Below are 17,598 nucleotides of genomic sequence, written 5' to 3'. Positions count from 1 at the left end.
ATCTCCTTGATCGAGGAGCCCGGCCAGATCGCCTGGACGACCATGATCCGGAAGGTGAAATCGGGATCTTCCTTCTGGCCCATACGCATCAGGCCGAGCGCGCCGGAAATGATGATCAGGCCGAACAGGAACCGCGCAATGGCGGGATGGCCGATTGCCCAGCGCGACAGGTTGAAGGGCCGCTTCTCTTCCGTGGAATTGGTCATCGACGCTGGTCCATCTATCTAGCGCAACAAAATCGAGGGTTCATAGTGGCTTCCGGGCGGCAAGGCTCTCCGAGCGGAGAAGCACTCATCGCGGTGGGACGCGAGATCGATGTGGGGGTTACATCAATCGAGCGTCTCGGTCGGGCGCCTGCCGCCCGGAAACCAACGACTGCGGGAACGCGCAGCCGGTTGTCTGTCGTCAGCGCACCTGCTTGGCGTCGCCGTCTGCCGCGGATGCCGATTGCAGCGCCGCATCACCAGCGAGCTTCACCTTCAGGTTTTCGGTCATGAATTGCGTGCCGGCGGCGACCACGACATCGCCGGGTTTCAAACCCTCTGCGACACGCACGCCATCGGCGGCGAACTCGGCAACCTTGATCGGACGGGCATGAACGGTGTCGGCGCCACGATCGACGGTCCAGACGATCGATTGGGTGCCTTGCTCGGCCAATGCGCTCAGCGGGATCGAGACCAGCTGCCGCTCATTGGCCGCCGAGGCTTCGATGCTGGCGGTCATGCCGAGCAGCACACGCGGATCGTTTGGCAGGCTGACGCGGACGGCAAAGGTGCGTGACTGCGGATCGGCGCTACCGGCGACTTCGCGGACCTTGCCATCGAGCGCCAGCGCATCGTCGGACCAGAAGCCCGCCTTGACTGCCTTGCCCGGCCTGAATTCGGCGATTTCCATTTCGGGGACGGCGATCAGCACTTCCTTCTCGCCGTCGACGGCGACAGTGACAACCGGCGTACCGGAACCGACGACCTGACCGACGTCGGCACTGACCGTGGTGACGATGCCATCCCTGTCGGCCTTGAGATCGGTATAGCCGACCTGGTTCTTCGCCTGTGCAAGTGTCGAAAGGGCGGAATCACGCGTGGCGACCGCTTGGTCATAGGTCAAGGTCGCCTGTTCGAGCTGTGATTTCGGGGCAAAATTCTTGGCAAAAAGCTGCTCGGCTCGCTTGCGGGCAAGCTCCACAGTCTCGACCTGCCGCTCGGCGGCATCGAGCGCTGCCTGCGCGCTCTTGACCGAGAGGTCGTAGTCAATGGGATCGATGCGGGCGAGCACATCGCCCGCGGCCACATGCTGGCCGATATCGACGAGGCGCTCGGTGATCTTGCCATTGACGCGGAACGCCAGAGCGCTCTCGGTGCGGGCTCGCACCGAGCCGGAATAGGAGAGCGTGCGGGTGTCGTGCACCTTCGCGATCTCGACAACCTTGACGGGACGGATGATATCCTTGACTTCGGCTTTTTCCTGGCTGCAGCCGGCAAGCCCGAGAGTGGCGACGATCAGGCCGGCAACTGGCAGCTTGCGAAGGATGGAATTGGACAAAGACATCTTGGTACTCCGACTGGAGATGAATGGTCGACAACCGGCTGGCGGGGGCTATTACTTCAGAGCTCTGATCGCATAGTCGATCAGATCGTCGGGCATCGCCCGGTTGGTCTTGGCAAGGCACTGCGCAACCATTTGCGGATGGCACAGGATGACCGTTGCGGCACCGAAGCAGCGCGACGCGGTCACCGGGTCCTGTTGTCTGAACTCACCGGCCTCGATGCCGTCGCGGATCACCTCCGCAAACAGGTCGTGAATGCTGTCGACATGCTTGTCGATCACACTCCAGTCCCGTTCGAGGGCGACGATGACCATCTCGTGGACCTTCTGGTCGTCGAGCATGACCTCCATCGTCATCTTGTATTGCGCATGCACGTAACGCCGAAGCCGCTCCTCGGCGCTGATCGGCAGGCGCGAAATCTCGTAGGCCATCTTGTAGCTGGCGCCGAGCATACGGCCGCAGACGGCCTGGTGGATTTCGACCTTGGAGGCGAAGAAACGGTAGATGTTGGCGGGCGACATGCCGAGCTCACGCGCGATGTCGGCGACATTGGTCTTGCCGTAGCCATAGTGCCGGAACAGGCGCTCGGCGCAATCGAGAATGCGCGTTACATTTTCCTGTCGGGCGGCTTCGGCGACTATGGTGGCGGCTTCGGACATGATCCTCTATCGATTTACGAGTGATGAATTTCGATTTTCGTCACTCGTAAATTGAAAAGAGCGACCTGTCAATGCGGATTCGGTGTACACGTACGAATGATGACAGATGGTGACAGGGAACCGACGAAAGTCGCGGAGGCTTTGCCCAATCGCAAAGGTCGTAACTGGAGGAGAGCAGCGACGAGGCTTAAGTCCCCCTCGCCATCTCGCGCAACCGGAATTTCTGGATCTTGCCGGTCGAGGTCTTCGGGATTTCGGCGAAGATGACCGCCTTCGGCACCTTGAACCGGGCAAGCAGCGCGCGGCAATGATCGATGATCTCGGCTTCGGTCGCGGCCTTGCCGGGCTTCAGCTCGACATAGGCAACAGGCACCTCGCCCCATTTGTCGTCGGGCCTGGCGACGACGCCGCAAGAGGCAACCGACGGGTGCTTGTAGAGCGCGTCCTCGACCTCGATAGAGGAAATGTTCTCGCCACCGGAGATGATGATGTCCTTGGAGCGGTCCTTGAGCTGGATGTAGCCATCGGGGTGCATGACGCCGAGATCGCCGGAGTGGAACCAGCCGCCGGCGAAGGCCTCGTCGCTCGCCTTGCGGTTCTTCAAATAGCCTTTCATGACGATGTTGCCGCGGAACATGACCTCGCCGATGGTCTCACCATCGGCCGGTGTGGTCCGCATCGTCTCGGGGTCCATGACGGTCAGGCCTTCGAGCGCCGCATAGCGCACGCCCTGCCGCGCCTTCCTGGCACTGCGCTCGCCCTTTTCGAGATCATCCCAAGCGCCATGCCATTCGTTGACGACCGCCGGACCATAGGTCTCGGTCAGGCCGTAGAGGTGGGTGACGGCAAAGCCGGCATCGGCCATCCCCGACAGCACCGCTTCCGGTGGCGGAGCTGCCGCGGTGTTGAAGGTGACAGTCTGCGGGAATTCGCGCTTGTCCTCCTCCCTGGCATTGATCAGCACCGACATGACGACCGGGGCGCCGCACAGATGGGTGACGCCGTGATCGGCAATCGCATCGTAGATCGGCTTCGGCCGCACCCAGCGCAGGCAGACATGGGTGCCGGCCTGGACAGCGAGCGTCCAGGGAAAGCACCAGCCATTGCAGTGGAACATCGGCAGCGTCCAGAGATAGACGGCGTGCTTGGCCATGCCCGCATGAATGGTGTTGGTGTAGGCCATCAGCGCGGCACCGCGATGGTGGTAGACGACGCCCTTCGGATTGCCTGTCGTTCCGGAAGTGTAGTTGAGCGAGATGGCGTCCCACTCATCGTCGGGCATCGACCAAGCGAAATCCTCGGCGCCGCCTGCAACAAACGCCTCATAGTCCAGCGTGCCAACCCGCTCGCCCTTCGGATACGGCGCGTCGTCGGCGTATTCGGGATCATCATAGTCGATGACCAGCGGCTTGACCTTGGCCAGTTCCAGGGCCTGCCTGACAACGCCGGAGAATTCGCGGTCGACGATCAGCACCTTGGTCTCGGCATGATCGAGCTGGAAGGCGATGACCGCGGCATCGAGGCGGGTGTTGAGCGAATGCAGCACCGCCTTGGTCATCGGCACGCCGAAATGCGCCTCCAGCATCGGCGGCGTGTTTGACAGCATGACGGTGACGGTGTCGCCCTTGCCGATGCCGCGCCTGTCGAGCGCCGAGGCAAGCTTCAGCGACCGCTGCCAGAAGGTGCGATAGTCGATACGCTGGTGGCCATGAATGATGGCGAGATGGTCGGGATAGGTCTTGGCCGCGCGCTCAAGATAGGTGAGCGGTGTCAGCGGTTGATGGTTGGCCGCGTTCTTGTCGAGATCCTGTTCGTAAGGACTGCCCATCCCATGCTCCCCGATTTCTTTCAGACGTTCTAGTCATAGGCTCGGTCCGCGTCACCACAAACGATGCCACGACAGAGCGCATTCGGCGCAATGATGAACCAGATTCAGCGTAAGCGGGAGTATCGCATACCTCTGCCCAGTTTGACTTTTGTCGAGAGCCGTGAATAATGTCAGCCGAGGAGACGGCATGGCGATCCGACCGGCAGAACAACTCATCCACAAGGCCGCCTGGCTCTACTATGCCCATGGCCTGCGGCAGGACCAGGTGGCGAGCCAGCTTAACATTTCCCGTGCCTCGGTCGCCATGTATCTGCGCAAGGCGCGCGAGACCGGCATCGTCAACATCTCGACTTCGACCCAGCTTTTCACCGACGACGTGCTGGCGCGCAAGCTCGAGGATGCGTTGAGCCTCGACGCCGTCTGGATCGCACCGGAGAATGATCATATTGCCGACCCGTCGACGGAAATCGCCGTGCTGGCGGCAAGCGTCTTTCTCGAACTGGTCAAGAAGGGCGACCGCATCGGCGTCGCCTGGGGCCGCACCGTCTATATGATCGCCGACGTGATGTCCTATGCCGATCTGCAGGATGTCACAGTGGTGCAGCTCTGCGGCAATCTCGGCGCACCCTATTCCTATCGCCCCGACCAATGCACCATGGAGATCGCCCGGCGGCTCAACGCCAAGGGGCTCAATTTCTACGCGCCGCTGGTGCTGTCGACGGAAGAACTCGCGCGGGCGCTGCGTGCCGAGCCGGTGATCCGGGAACAATTGTCGGGTGTCAGCGAATGCGACCTGGCGTTATACTCGGTCGGCGCGGTCGACGCCGACAGCCATCTGGTCAAATGCGGCGCGCTGACGCCAAGAGAAATGGCGGATCTGCGCAGCCAAGGCGCTGCCGGCGTGATTGCCGGGCAGATCATAGACGCCGAAGGCAAGGTGCTCGGCTGCAGTTATAACCGCCGGGTGATCTCCGCCGAGCTTGCCTCGCTGCGCGCCATCGCCAGGCGTTTGGTGGTGGTGCAGGAGGACAGCAAGTTCGAACCGCTGCTCGCGGCGATCGCGGGCGGCCTTTGCACGCATCTGGTGGTCGGCGCGCACATGGCGCAGCGGCTCCTGGATCATGCGGCTGCCACGACAGAAAAGGCCTCCTAGAAATCCTCCTCTCCGCCGCCGGCGCATTGTCATCAAAGCGTCGCGGCAATCCTGTTTCACCATCAAAACAAACAACCGGACGAAGCGAACATGAACAATTTGTGGAATGACGAAACAGCCGAAAAACTCGTCGCCGACTACGCGAAAAAGGGTGTCGGCCGCGACCTGGCGCTGCGCGTCTACACGACCCGGCTGCTCGGCGGCGAACCACGGCTGGTCCTGCATGGCGGCGGCAACACCTCTTGCAAGACGACGGCAACCGACCTCGTCGGCGACCAGTGGGACGTGCTGTGCGTCAAGGGCAGCGGCTGGGACATGGGCATCATCGAGCCGCAGGGCCTGCCGGCCGTCAAGCTCAAGCCGCTGCTCAAGGCGCGCGCGCTGAACAGGCTGGCCGACGAGGACATGGTTGCCCTGCAACGCGTCAACCTCATCGATCCGTCCTCGCCCAACCCGTCGGTCGAGACGCTGCTGCATGCCTTCCTGCCGCACAAATTCGTCGACCACACGCACTCGACCGCCATCCTCGCCATCGTCGACCAGGAGGACTCCAAGCCGCTGGTGAAGACGGTGTTCGGCAGCAAGATGGGTTACGTGCCTTACATCATGCCCGGCTTCGACCTCGCCAAGGCGGCCGCAGATATCTTCGACGCCGACCCTGATGTCGAAGGCCTGATCCTCGACAAGCACGGCATTTTCACCTTCGGCGACGACGCCAAACAGGCCTACGACCGGATGATCCATTATGTGAATGTCGCCGAGGACTTCATTGCCGCAAGCGGCAAGCCGAAGGCGGCAAAGGCAGCCTTGCCGGCAAAGCTCGCGACACCGGCGTCGATCGCGCCGATGCTGCGTGGTGCGGTGGCGGTAGCGCGCGGCGGAGGCCGCTTCGACCGCATGATCAGCGATTTCCGCACTTCGCCGGCAATTGTCGATTTCATCAATTCGGCTGAGATCGCCGACTATGCCGGACGCGGCGTGTCGACACCGGATCTGTCGATCCGCATCAAGACCGGCCCAATGGCGCTGCCGGCGCCCGATGCTGACAAGGCCGGTGACTACAAGGTGGCAATCAAGAGCCATGTCGACGCGTTCGCCAAGGATTATCGCGCCTATTTCGAAACCAATGATGCGCTCGACGACGTCAAGCGCACCATGCTCGACCAGATGCCGCGGCTGACGCTGGTGCCGGGCCTCGGCATGTTCGGCCATGGCCGCACGCTGAAGGACGCGAAGATCGCCTCGGATGTCGGCGAGATGTGGATCGAGGCGGTGCGCGGCGCCGAGGCGGTCGGCCGTTTCCACCCGCTCTCCAAGGCCGATCTGTTCCCGCTCGAATACTGGTCGCTGGAACAGGCCAAGCTCGCCTCCAACAAGCCGAAGCCACTGACTGGCCAGGTGGTGCTGATCACCGGCGGCGCCGGCGCGATCGGTGCAGCGACAGCCAAATTGTTCGCCGACAATGGCGCCCATGCCGTCGTCGTCGATCTCGACGCCGAAAAGGCTGCCGACGCGGCGAAGAAGGCCGGCAACAATTCGATCGGCGTCGCCGCCGACATCACCGACCCGGCGCAGGTGCGTGCCGCCTTCGACAGAGCGGTTGCCGTGTTCGGCGGTGTCGACATCCTGGTTTCCAATGCCGGCGCCGCCTGGGAAGGTCGCATCGGTGAGCTCGACGACGCGCTCCTGCGCAAGAGTTTCGAGCTCAATTTCTTCGCCCACCAATCGGTGGCGCAGAATGCGGTGCGCATCATGCTCGAGCAGGGCACAGGCGGCGTGCTTTTGTTCAACACCTCCAAACAGGCGGTCAACCCCGGCCCGAAGTTCGGCGCCTATGGCGTGCCGAAGGCGGCGACACTGTTCCTGTCCAGGCAGTACGCGCTTGACTATGGCGCGCATGGCATCCGCTCCAACGCCGTCAACGCCGACCGCATCCGCTCGGGGCTTCTGACCGACGCCATGATTGCCAGCCGTTCGGGCGCGCGGGGCGTGTCGGAGAAGGACTACATGTCCGGCAATCTGCTCGGCCAGGAAGTGACGGCGCAGGACGTGGCGCAGGCCTTCCTGCATCACGCGCTGGCCGACCGCACCACCGCCGATGTGACGACGGTCGACGGCGGGAATATCGCGGCAGCGCTGCGCTGACGTAGAGATCCGTCCAGACGAAAGGTGCGGTGCAACTCCGAAGCTTGCTCGAGAAGGGGCGGTTGGGAACTTTCGACCCGACCGACCATTGAGATCGAGCAAGGTCAAGCAGCTAAATTGTTGCCGGGAGTTCCCTCATGCCAACCGATGACTGGTCCCTGCCCGAACGCTTTATTTTTTCGGGTCACCCGATCGCATGGGGAGCGATCGGCGACGGCCCGCCGGCGGTCTTGCTTCATGGTACCCCGTTCTCGTCGGTGGAATGGCGGCGCATTGCAGCTTGGCTCGGGCAGCGGCGCCGGATCTACTATTTTGACATGCTCGGCTACGGGCAATCCGCCAAGCCCGACGCGGACGTGTCGCGCGGCATTCAAAACGAGTTGTTCGCGGCGCTCTACGCTCACTGGGAGCTGGAGTGGCCAGACATCGTGGCGCATGACTTCGGCGGCTCCGTCGCGTTGCGCGGCCACCTGCTCAATGGGCTCGATTATCGCTCTCTGGTGCTGATTGATCCGGTCGCGATCAGCCCTCAGGGATCGCCCTTGGTTCAAGCGGCAAAAGAACACGAGAAAGCGTTTGCCAGTCTGCCCGCCTATATCCATGAAGCCATGCTTCGCGCCTATATTGGCGGCGCTGTCGCGAACGCATTGCGCGCGGACGAAATGCAGCTCTATCTGCAGCCATGGCTTGGAGACGAGGGACAGAAGGCTTTTTGGCGTCAGATCGCACAGATGGACGACAAGTACAGTCGAGAGGTCGAGTGGCGATACGACGAGATACGTTGCCCTGTGACGATCCTGTGGGGTGAAGACGACGAGTGGATTCCGCTCGACGACGGGCGAGAACTCGCGCGCCGCATTCCCGGTGCGCCGTTCATCACGGTTCCAAATGCCAAACATCTCGTTCAGGAAGACGCGCCGGAGGCAATAATCTCGACTGTGCTCGACTTCTGGAACGACCAGCATCCTTCGGCCGCCGCGAAACCCCTGCTACAGCAACTCTAGAATGTGTTTCCAGGCCCTGGTTCCCAGCCTCGAATCAGCCTCGTCACTGCGGGCATCGAAACAAGGTTCCGGCGACGGCGCCGGACAGGTCTTCCTCGATTGCCGCCTGGACTTCCATATAAGCACCGTACCTTGGGCCGGAGCCTGGCGCCGGCTGCAGATATTCAGCAAAAGGCCGCCTGCAGCAAGCGGCTGCAGGCGGCCTTCGATAACGAAACCTACTTCGCGTTCGGGTTCGGCATCCAGGCCGGCATCGCGACATCGGCATGGGCGAACTGCGGCAGCTTGGCCGACAGGTCCTCCATGTTCTTGATGTCCTTGTCGATGAGGTCCTTCTGGGTGATCAGCGTCGGCGGCACGACGACGTTGTGGCCGGGGTCTTCACCGGCCAGCAACTGCGCCAGCGCACGCACCGAGACCTGGCCGACGACAGCCGGATTGGTCGCGGCGGTCGCGGCCCAGGCGCTGTCGGGCTCACGCATCGCAGCGATATCGGACGTCGAGATATCGGCCGAATAGATCTTGATGCCCTTGTTCAAGCCCGCTTCGTCGACGGCGATCTTCACGCCCTTGGCAAATTCGTCATAGGGAGCAAACATCACCTTGATGTCGGGATGCGCCGTCAGCACCGAACGCGCCTGGTTGGCGACTGAGTTGGCAATCGGATTGTCGAGCGTGCCGAACATCGCGACTTCCTTGATGCCGGCATACTTCTTCTTGACGTCGACCCAGGTCTCGTTGCGGCGGTCGAGCGGCGCGATGCCGGCGACATAGACATAGCCGGCATTCCAGCTTTCGCCATTGTCCTTGACCGCCTGCTCGAGGGCGAGGCGCGCCAAGTCGCGGTCGGACTGTTCGATCTGCGGGATCTTGGGATTCTCGACATTGACGTCGAACGCCACCACCTTGATGCCGGCGTCGACCGCACGCTGGGCGGCGTCCTTCATCGATTCCGTCAGGCCGTGCTGGATGATGATGCCCTGCACGCCAAGCGCGATGGCCTGATCGACCATGTCGGACTGAAGGGCGGCATCCTGGCGGCTGTCGAGGACACGCAGGTCGATGCCGAGCGCCTTCGACTGCGCCTCGACGCCCGACAGATAGGCCTGGAAGAAGTCGCCGGTCGAGAGATAACGCACCAGCGCGATCTTGACGCCGGGCTTGTCGAAAGGCGCCGGCTTGTCCGCGGCAAAAGCCGGGACCTGCATCAGCATGGTTGCGCCGGCCAATCCGAGCGCCACCTTCCCCAGAAGTCTTCTTGTAATGCTCACTTTGTTTTCCTCCACTCTTGTTGAACCCAAAATCCTGTTCCGGTCGAAAGCTACCTCCTGCCCCTGCCCGAAAGCGCAAAGGTGAAGACAAGGGCGACGACCAGAACCACGCCCTTGACGAAATCCTGCGTGTAGTAAGGCGCGTTCATCATCGTCAGGCCTTGCAGCAAGATGCCGACGAACAGCGCGCCGATGGCGGTGCCGAAGGCGTTCGGCTTGGCGGCACCTAGCACCGCGTAGCCGATCAGCGCCGCGGCGACCGCATCGAGCAGCAGATTATTACCCGAGGCGATGTCGCCGCGTCCAAGCCGGGCAGCGAGCAAAATGCCGCCGATCGAGGCAAAAACTCCTGAAATAACGTAGGCCCAGATCTTGTATGCCTTGACAGGCGCACCGGCGAGTTCGGCGGCGCGCTCATTGCTGCCCACGGCATACATCATGCGACCGAAACGTGTGTATTCGAGGAAGAACCAGATCAGCACGGCGAGCACGAGCAGGACCACCACCGACACCGGAATGAGGTTCGGGATGAAGAAATCGAAACGGTGGCGGCCGAGCGCCAGGAAGGCGTCGGAGAATTTGCCGCTGGCGACCGAACCGTCCGGCATGGTCATGCCGGTGGCGATCGAGCGGCCTTCGGTTGGAATGCGCTGCAGGCCGACGAGCAGGAACATCATGCCGAGCGTCGCCAGCAGATCGGGCACGCGCATGTAGACGATCAGCCAGCCATTGATCAGGCCGACAATTGCGCCGATGAGCAGGCAGACGACGACCGCGACAAGGGCGTTCTGCTCCAGCACCACCATCACATAGGCGGCCGCCATCATGGCTGACGTGGCGACGGAGCCGATCGAGAGATCAAAGCCGCCGACGACCAGCGTGGCGGTGACGCCGAGCGCCAGCACGCCGGTGATGGCGACCGACTGGAAGATGAAAACGGCACTTTGCGGCGAAACGAAACCGTCGGCGGCGATCGAGAAATAGGCGACGAGCCCGAACAAGAGCACGATGAACCCGTAGCGGATGGCGTGGTCGCGCAATGTCATCCGGCGCTCCCGCGCGCTGCTGCCGTCTTTATCCAATCCGAACCCATGCTCTCTCCATTCCAATTCCTATCGCCCGCGCTCAGGCCGCACTGTGCAGCGGTCCGCCGGCAACCTCGGCCAGCAGGCGGTCGAGATCGACATCGGCATTGCGGTGTTCGCCGACGATAGTCTGTTCCGACATGACCAGGATGCGATCGGCGGTTTCCAAGGCCTCGTCGAGTTCGGTGACGAACAAAAGCGTGGCGCGTCCGTTTGCACTCGCCCTGAGCTTGGCGGCAATGTCGCGCCGGGCCGAGATATCGACGCCCTGAAACGGCTCATCCAGGATGAACAGCCTTGCATCCTGCGCCATCCAGCGCGCGACCATCACCTTCTGCTGATTGCCGCCGGACAGCTCCGACATGTCGTCCTTCTCGGACCGACAGACGATGCCCAGTTCTTCGATCTGCCGGCGCGCGGTGGCGCGTTCCAGACGGCGCCTGAGAACAGCGAAGCGCGACATGCGCTTGTGAAACGGCAGGCTGATATTTTCCTGGATGTTGAAGCCTTGGACGATGCCATTCTCGCCGCGGTCCTTGGCAACGAGGAACACGCCGGCGGCGATCGCTTCGCCGGCTGTTTCAGGTGCATAAGGCCTGCCGTTCAGCGTCATTGTGCCGGCGAGCGGCTGGCGCACACCAAAGAGAGTCTCGGCAAGCGCCGTCTTGCCGACGCCGACGAGGCCGGTGATGGCAACGACCTCGCCGTCGCCGAGCGTCAGCGAGATCGGCCGGGCGCCCGGCGCAATGCGTAGACCCTCGATCGTCACGACTGCCTTGGCCGAATTCCTGACGACGATCTGGTCGAGATGGATCTTGCGGCCGAGCATGGCGTTGACCGCGCCTTCATAGTCGAGCGGTTTCCTGTCGAAAATGCCTGAGATGATCCCGTCACGCATCGAGACGATGCGGTCGGCCAGCCGCCTGATGTCCGACATGCGATGCGAGATGTAGAGGATCGCCACGCCCTGCTCGCGCAGCCTGTCGATCAGCGCGAACAGCCGGTCGGCCTCAGCGCTGGACAGCGATGAGGTCGGCTCGTCGAGGATCAGCACTTTCGGCTTGTGCGCCAGCGCGCGGGCAATCGCCACCATCTGGCGATCGGCCAGCGAAAGATCGCTCACCCGCGCCTTCAAATCGATGGCCAGCCCCATGCGGTCGGCAACCGCCTTGGCCTCCCGCCGCACACGGACGGGATTGAACAGGGTCGGCGCGCCGCTGCCGCTCAGTCGGTCGAGGGTCAGGTTGGTGGCGACGTCGAGGTCGGCGACGACACCGTCGTTAATATTCTGGTGCACGGTGACAACGCCGGCGCGGATCGCTTCGGCCGGGGTTTTCGGTGCGAAATCCTGGTCGGCGAGCGCCATCGTGCCGCCGCCGCGTTCGTAGACACCGGAGATGATCTTGACGAGGGTGGATTTGCCGGCGCCGTTGGCGCCCATCAGCACGGTGACTTCGCCGGCATGCAATTCGACCGAGACGCCGCCTAGCACCTCGTTATGGCCAAAGGATTTCCTCAGTCCCTCTACGCGGAACACGGCATTACCGACCATGCGTTCCTCCCTGACATGACGCTATGGGCTGTATCGGCAATTGTCAACACGATTGACAATTGCCAGATCGCTTCCTAGCTTGGCCCAGCCGCCACGCCTCCGTTATGTTCGGAGCGCATAAGCGGGAGGATGACGATGACTGAAAAATTGCCGTTCGAAGCACTATCGGTCGAAACCCTGGCTGCACGCCTTGGCGGCAACGAGGCGCTATGCGCGAAGATCGGCAAGGACACTGGCGCCTGGAAGGTCCGCGAGGTCGGCGACGGCAATCTCAACCTGGTGTTCATCGTCGAGGGCGCCAGCGGTGCAGCCGTGGTCAAGCAAGCCCTGCCCTATGTTCGCCTGGTCGGCGACAGCTGGCCGCTGCCGTTGAAGCGCTCCTTCTTCGAATATCACGCACTGACCAGGCAAGAGGCACGCGCGCCAGGCTCGGTGCCGGCGATCCATTATTTCGATGAAGGCCAGGCGCTGATCATCATGGAATATCTTGCGCCGCCGCATATCATCCTGCGCCGTGCGCTGATCGACGGCCGGCAATTGCCGAACATCGCCCGGGATATCGGCCTGTTCATGGCCCGGACGCTGTTTCGCGGCTCCGACCTCCATATGGCCGCCAAGGACCGCAAGGCCGATCTGGCGCTGTTCGCCGACAATGTCGAGCTTTGCGACATCACCGAAAGCCTGGTGTTTTCCGACCCCTATTTCGACGCCAAGATGAACCGGCACACCTCGCCGCAGCTCGACGGCCTGGTCGCCGAACTGCGCGCCGACCGCGACCTCAAGGTCGAGGCGCAGCGGCTGAAGCACATCTTCGCCGCCAATGCCGAAACGCTGCTGCATGGCGATCTGCATTCCGGCTCGATCATGGTCACCGACAGCGAAACCCGGATGATCGATCCGGAGTTCGCCTTCTACGGTCCGATGGCTTTCGATGTCGGCATGCTGCTCGCCAATTTCTGGATGTCGTTCTTCTCGCAACGCGGCCACGAGGAGGAGGGAAAGCGCGACGCCATGCGCGCCTATCTGCTCGGTGTGACGGTCGAGACATGGTCGGTGTTCCGCGCCGAATTCTCGCATCTATGGCGCACCGAGCGCACCGGCATGCTCTATCAGAAGAGCCTGTTCGAGGATCAGGGCGACAGGCTCGGCGCCGAGCAGGCGCTCGACCATGTGCTGCACCAGATGTGGACCGACCTGCTCGGCTTTGCCGGCATCGAGGTTCATCGGCGTATCCTCGGCCTCGCCCACAATGCCGATTTCGAGACCATTGCCGACGAGGATCTGCGCGCCAGTTGTGAAGCAAAGGCGCTGCGATTCGGCCGCCATCTCGCCGTCAACCGGCGCCAGATCCACAGCATCGACGAGGTCAACCAACTGGCCGCGCTGATCGAACAGGAGAGCAGCATTTGAACGTCGGCGACCGCCACTATCGCACCATCTGGCTGAGCGACGACGGCCGTTCGGTCGATATCATCGACCAGCGCTGGCTGCCGCACGATTTCCGCATCGAGACGATCGGCACGGTCGACGGCATCGCCACCGCCATCCGCGACATGTGGGTACGCGGCGCGCCGCTGATCGGCGTCACCGCTGCCTACGGCGTCGCCATGCAGATGGCTGACGATCCGTCGGATGCAGCGCTCGATGCCGTGTGGGAGACCCTGCACGAGACGCGGCCAACCGCGATCAATCTGCGCTGGGCGCTGGACGAAATGCGGCGCTTCCTGCGGCCTTTGCCTCCCGAACAACGCGCCGAAGCCGCCTATCGGCGGGCCAGTGAGATCGCCGACGAAGATGTCGGCCTCAACCGCGCCATCGGCGAGAACGGTCTTGCCATCATCAAGGCGATCGCGGCGCGCAAGCAGAAGGGCGAACCGGTCAACATCCTGACCCACTGCAATGCCGGCTGGCTGGCCACGGTCGACTACGGCACCGCCACGGCGCCGATCTACCTGGCCACAGAAGCCGGCATTCCGGTCCATGTCTATGTCGATGAAACGCGGCCGCGCAACCAGGGCGCACAGCTGACCGCCTGGGAGATGGCCGGGCACGGCGTGCCGCACACACTGATCGTCGACAATGCCGGCGGCCATCTGATGCAGCGCGGCGCAATCGACATGGTCATCGTCGGCACCGACCGCACAACGGCCGACGGCGATGTCTGCAACAAGATCGGCACCTATCTGAAGGCGCTCGCCGCCGCCGACAATGACGTGCCGTTCTATGTCGCGCTACCGTCGCCGACCATCGACTGGACGGTACATGACGGACTGGCCGAGATCCCGATCGAGCAGCGCTCGGCCGACGAGGTCTCGCTGGTCTGGGGCAAGACCGCTGCCGGCGAGATTGCCCAGGTTCGCATTTCGCCGGAGACGACGCCTGCGGCCAACCCGGCCTTCGATGTGACGCCGGCGCGACTGGTCACCGGCTTGATCACCGAGCGCGGCGTTGCCAAGGCATCGCGCGAGGGATTGAAGGCGATGTTCCCCGAGCGGGCGTAGCCCACGTCCCTAGTACAGAGGCTCCGCCATATGCTTCGGGGTCGGCCACGTCTCGGTAATGCCCGGCTGCACCGGCCGCTCCAGATAGGTCGATAAAACCACATAGCTGCGCGTCGAGGTGACCCCCGGCGTTTCGTACAGGCGCGCCAAAAGGCCTTCGAGTGCTCTGGTGTCTTCCGTGCGGACCTTCAGCAGCATGCAGGTGTCGCCGGCGACCGTATGGATCTCCTCGACTTCGGGATATTGCGAGACCGCCATCAGCTCCGGCGTCTTTCCCCAGCCCCTGGTGTCGATATGGACAAAGGCAAGCAAAGGCTTTTTCACCGCCCGGGGATCGATGATGGCGACTGTGTTGCGGATGGCGCCGCTGCGACGGAGCCGTTTGACCCGCTCATGCGCTGCGGGTGGCGACAAGCCGACGCGATCGCCGAGTTCGGCGTAGCTGATCGTGGCGTCATCGACCAGGACACCTAATATTCTTCGGTCTGTCGCGTCGAGATCGCGGGCCGCGGGCCTGTTCTGCAGAATGCCATCTGTTTCTTCATCCATGGCGAAATTCCGGGTTCTCCGCTGAATGGAATACGGCCATTATGCTGATATGTCGAACATTGATCAAGTTGCGCCATTGACTGCCCGAGCCCCGATCCCGGCGCTTGCCTATCTGCTGACCGGATGCATCGCTGTCATCGGCTCGAACTCGCTTGTGCTGGGTCCGATCGCACCGGCTGTCGCCTCGTCGTTCGGAACCAGCGTGCCGGCCGTGATGATTGCGGCGGCAGCGTTCGGCCTTGGCACCTCCGCAAGCGCCCTGTTCCTTGCGCGCTACATCGACCGGCTCGGTGCTCGCAGGATGCTGCAGAGCGCACTGTTGCTGTTGGCATTGGCGCTGGTCGCAAGTGCCGCTGCACCCACGGTGACCATGCTGGTCTCCGCACAGCTGCTGGCCGGCATCGCTGCCGGCATCGCCATGCCCGCGATCTATGCCAGCGCCGCAGCCATTGCCCCACCGGGCAGGGAGAGCGGCACGATCGGCGTCGTCCTGACTGGATGGACGCTCAGCATGGTCGCCGGCGTTTCGCTTTCGGCCGTGCTTGCCGATCTTGTGCATTGGCGCGCCGTTTTCGCAGCGGTCGCGGTGCTTGCGGCCCTTGCATGGATGGGGCTGACAGTGACGTCGCTCAGCGACATCAGGAAGGCCGGACCGGCGCCCGCCCCGCTGGAAGCGCTCGGCATTCCCGGAATCCTGCCGCTGCTGGTGGCGTGCGCGGCCTTCATGACTTCGTTCTACGGCGTCTATGGCTATCTCGGCGACCATCTTCATGTCGGGCTGGGACAGCCGGTGAGCGCCAATGGCCTGGCGGCGCTTGCCTACGGCATAGGCTTCGGGACGGCTGCTCTGCTCGACGGCGTCATCGACAGACTGGGTGCGCGGCGCGTAATGCCGTTCGCCTATCTTCTGGTCGCAGTCGTCTATGTCGCGATGGCGGCGACGAGCGGCAGTTTCGGGCTGACCTTGACCATGGTGGCAATCTGGGGACTGGCCAATCATTTCGGCCTGAATGTCCTGGTAATGCGCCTGTCTGCGCTCGATCCCTCGCGGCGCGGCACGATCATGGGCCTGAACAGTGCGGTGACTTACCTCGCGGTCTTCGTCGGCACCACCAGCTTCGGGCCGCTCTACTCCAGCTTTGGTTTTGCCACCTGCGCAATGGTCGCAGCATCGCTGATGCTGATCGCCGCATCGGCGGCGGCGTGGCGCACGCGATAATCGAACGGACTTGGCCCAACCTTCTCACGGTTGACAGCAGCGCCCTGCCCTTTCATACAAAGCCGTTAATGTTCTCAGGGCGGGGTGAAAGTCCCCACCGGCGGTAAGGACTCTTAGTTGCGCATGATTCCTTTCCGAAAACCGTTCCGGTTTTCGGGGTCATGCGCGGGCCCAAGCCCGCGAGCGCTTTCCGGTTTCGGAAAGGTCAGCAGATCCGGTGTGATTCCGGAGCCGACGGTTAGAGTCCGGATGGAAGAGAACGAAACGGAAGCCGGCCCGCTCTTCGCGGGCTTAATCCGTATCGTGCGTCCTGATTCTGGTTCGAAACGGAAGGATGGGCCCATGAATCAGCATTCCCATAAAGACTACGAAAAGACTCGCATCGCCGTTATCCGCGCGCGCTGGCATGCCGACATCGTCGACCAGTGCGTGCAGGCCTTCGAAGCGGCACTGGCTGACATCGGAGGCGAGCGCTTCACCGTTGACGTCTTCGACGTGCCGGGCGCCTATGAAATCCCCCTGCATGCCAAGACCCTGGCCGGGACCGGCCGCTATGCCGCGATCCTCGGCACCGCTTTTGTCGTCAATGGCGGCATCTACCGGCATGAATTCGTCGCCAGCGCGGTGCTCGACGGCATGATGAACGCGCAGTTGTCGACCGGCGTGCCGGTGCTGTCGGCGGTGCTCACCCCGCACAACTACCACGACAGCGCCGAGCACCACCGCTTCTTCTTTGAGCACTTCACCATCAAGGGCAAGGAGGCGGCCAATGCCTGCGTGCAGATCCTGGCGGCGCGGGAGTTGATCGCGGCTTAAGTCACCAAAACGGCCGGATTTCAGCCCTGCAACAAGAATTGCGATCGAGAAGAGCTCTGAAGGTTGCGGTTCCGTTGAAATCCCGCCAGAAGCATCAAGGGCCGACCGGCAACCGGCCGGCCCGCGACGTTGCGCTTGAAACCAGATACGGGAGACTATTGGGTGGCTCGCATAACACTGAGACAATTGCTCGACCACGCCGCCGAATACGGCTACGGCGTGCCCGCTTTCAACATGAACAATATGGAACAGGGCCGCGCCATCATGGAG

At 62.8% G+C, this 17,598-nt stretch carries 16 protein-coding genes and 1 riboswitch; of the genes, 8 read left to right on the top strand and 8 right to left on the bottom strand.

Translation table 11 applies throughout. The annotated features are described in order from the left end of the window. The 4 genes from EN964_RS05685 to EN964_RS05670 form a co-directional block, all read right to left on the bottom strand. The coding region (locus tag EN964_RS05685) for an efflux RND transporter permease subunit (RefSeq protein ID WP_164775741.1) at positions 1–206 on the bottom strand (206 nt) is incomplete at its 3' end. A 199-nt stretch (positions 207–405) separates the two neighbouring features. Continuing rightward, positions 406–1,548 carry an efflux RND transporter periplasmic adaptor subunit gene (locus EN964_RS05680; RefSeq protein WP_127269134.1) on the bottom strand — a complete coding sequence of 381 codons (1,143 nt, stop codon included), beginning with the start codon at positions 1,546–1,548 and terminating at the stop codon, positions 406–408. A 51-nt stretch (positions 1,549–1,599) separates the two neighbouring features. Then, complete coding sequence (locus EN964_RS05675; protein WP_127269135.1) at positions 1,600–2,205, bottom strand: TetR family transcriptional regulator; 606 nt, start codon at positions 2,203–2,205, stop codon at positions 1,600–1,602. A gap of 187 nt (positions 2,206–2,392) precedes the next feature. Beyond that, a complete protein-coding gene (locus tag EN964_RS05670; protein WP_127269136.1) occupies positions 2,393–4,033 on the bottom strand; it encodes an acyl-CoA synthetase in 1,641 nt (546 codons plus the stop codon). A gap of 187 nt (positions 4,034–4,220) precedes the next feature. Between EN964_RS05670 and EN964_RS05665 the strand changes: the two genes are divergently transcribed. The 3 genes from EN964_RS05665 to EN964_RS05655 all read left to right on the top strand — a co-directional run bounded on the left by EN964_RS05665 (position 4,221) and on the right by EN964_RS05655 (position 8,335). Beyond that, positions 4,221–5,186, top strand: coding sequence for a sugar-binding transcriptional regulator (locus tag EN964_RS05665; RefSeq protein WP_127270079.1), 966 nt, complete (start codon positions 4,221–4,223; stop codon positions 5,184–5,186). 90 nt (positions 5,187–5,276) lie between these two features. Further along, on the top strand, positions 5,277–7,331 hold the full coding sequence (locus EN964_RS05660) for a bifunctional aldolase/short-chain dehydrogenase (RefSeq protein ID WP_127270081.1): 2,055 nt from the start codon (positions 5,277–5,279) through the stop codon (positions 7,329–7,331). Positions 7,332–7,468: 137 nt separating this feature from the next. Continuing rightward, on the top strand, positions 7,469–8,335 hold the full coding sequence (locus EN964_RS05655) for an alpha/beta fold hydrolase (RefSeq protein ID WP_127270083.1): 867 nt from the start codon (positions 7,469–7,471) through the stop codon (positions 8,333–8,335). Positions 8,336–8,553: 218 nt separating this feature from the next. On the opposite strand, the gene EN964_RS05645 is transcribed toward EN964_RS05655, so the two are convergent. The 3 genes from EN964_RS05645 to EN964_RS05635 form a co-directional block, all read right to left on the bottom strand. Continuing rightward, a complete protein-coding gene (locus tag EN964_RS05645) occupies positions 8,554–9,606 on the bottom strand; it encodes a substrate-binding domain-containing protein (protein ID WP_023808755.1) in 1,053 nt (350 codons plus the stop codon). A gap of 50 nt (positions 9,607–9,656) precedes the next feature. Continuing rightward, a complete protein-coding gene (locus EN964_RS05640; protein WP_127270087.1) occupies positions 9,657–10,652 on the bottom strand; it encodes an ABC transporter permease in 996 nt (331 codons plus the stop codon). 79 nt (positions 10,653–10,731) lie between these two features. Further along, positions 10,732–12,243, bottom strand: coding sequence for a sugar ABC transporter ATP-binding protein (locus EN964_RS05635; protein WP_127270089.1), 1,512 nt, complete (start codon positions 12,241–12,243; stop codon positions 10,732–10,734). 135 nt (positions 12,244–12,378) lie between these two features. Here EN964_RS05635 and mtnK point away from each other — a divergent pair, with 135 nt between their 5' ends. After that, a complete protein-coding gene (gene mtnK, locus EN964_RS05630; RefSeq protein ID WP_127270091.1) occupies positions 12,379–13,653 on the top strand; it encodes an S-methyl-5-thioribose kinase in 1,275 nt (424 codons plus the stop codon). Next, on the top strand, positions 13,650–14,744 hold the full coding sequence (gene mtnA, locus EN964_RS05625) for an S-methyl-5-thioribose-1-phosphate isomerase (protein ID WP_127270093.1): 1,095 nt from the start codon (positions 13,650–13,652) through the stop codon (positions 14,742–14,744). The genes mtnK and mtnA overlap by 4 nt, the downstream gene beginning before the upstream one ends. Before the next feature lie 9 nt (positions 14,745–14,753). Here the strand turns inward: mtnA and EN964_RS05620 are convergent, their stop codons facing one another. Further along, positions 14,754–15,293, bottom strand: a complete 540-nt coding sequence (locus tag EN964_RS05620) for an Lrp/AsnC family transcriptional regulator (protein WP_127269807.1) — start codon at positions 15,291–15,293, stop codon at positions 14,754–14,756. Positions 15,294–15,342: 49 nt separating this feature from the next. On the opposite strand from EN964_RS05620, the gene EN964_RS05615 reads away from it, so the two are divergent. The 3 genes from EN964_RS05615 to EN964_RS05605 form a co-directional block, all read left to right on the top strand. After that, complete coding sequence (locus tag EN964_RS05615; protein WP_127269809.1) at positions 15,343–16,512, top strand: MFS transporter; 1,170 nt, start codon at positions 15,343–15,345, stop codon at positions 16,510–16,512. Between the two features lie 66 nt (positions 16,513–16,578). Beyond that, positions 16,579–16,777: riboswitch (FMN riboswitch) on the top strand. Between the two features lie 77 nt (positions 16,778–16,854). Next, a complete protein-coding gene (locus EN964_RS05610) occupies positions 16,855–17,328 on the top strand; it encodes a 6,7-dimethyl-8-ribityllumazine synthase (RefSeq protein ID WP_127269811.1) in 474 nt (157 codons plus the stop codon). A 162-nt stretch (positions 17,329–17,490) separates the two neighbouring features. Beyond that, positions 17,491–17,598 (top strand): class II fructose-bisphosphate aldolase (locus tag EN964_RS05605; RefSeq protein ID WP_206528696.1); only part of this gene is annotated, 108 nt, incomplete at its 3' end.

Origin of the sequence: Mesorhizobium sp. M7A.F.Ca.CA.001.10.2.1 (genome assembly GCF_003998575.1) — a bacterium.
Lineage (GTDB): Bacteria > Pseudomonadota > Alphaproteobacteria > Rhizobiales > Rhizobiaceae > Mesorhizobium.
Note: the sequence above shows the minus strand (reverse complement) of the source record. Positions and strands in the feature narration are given on the sequence as shown.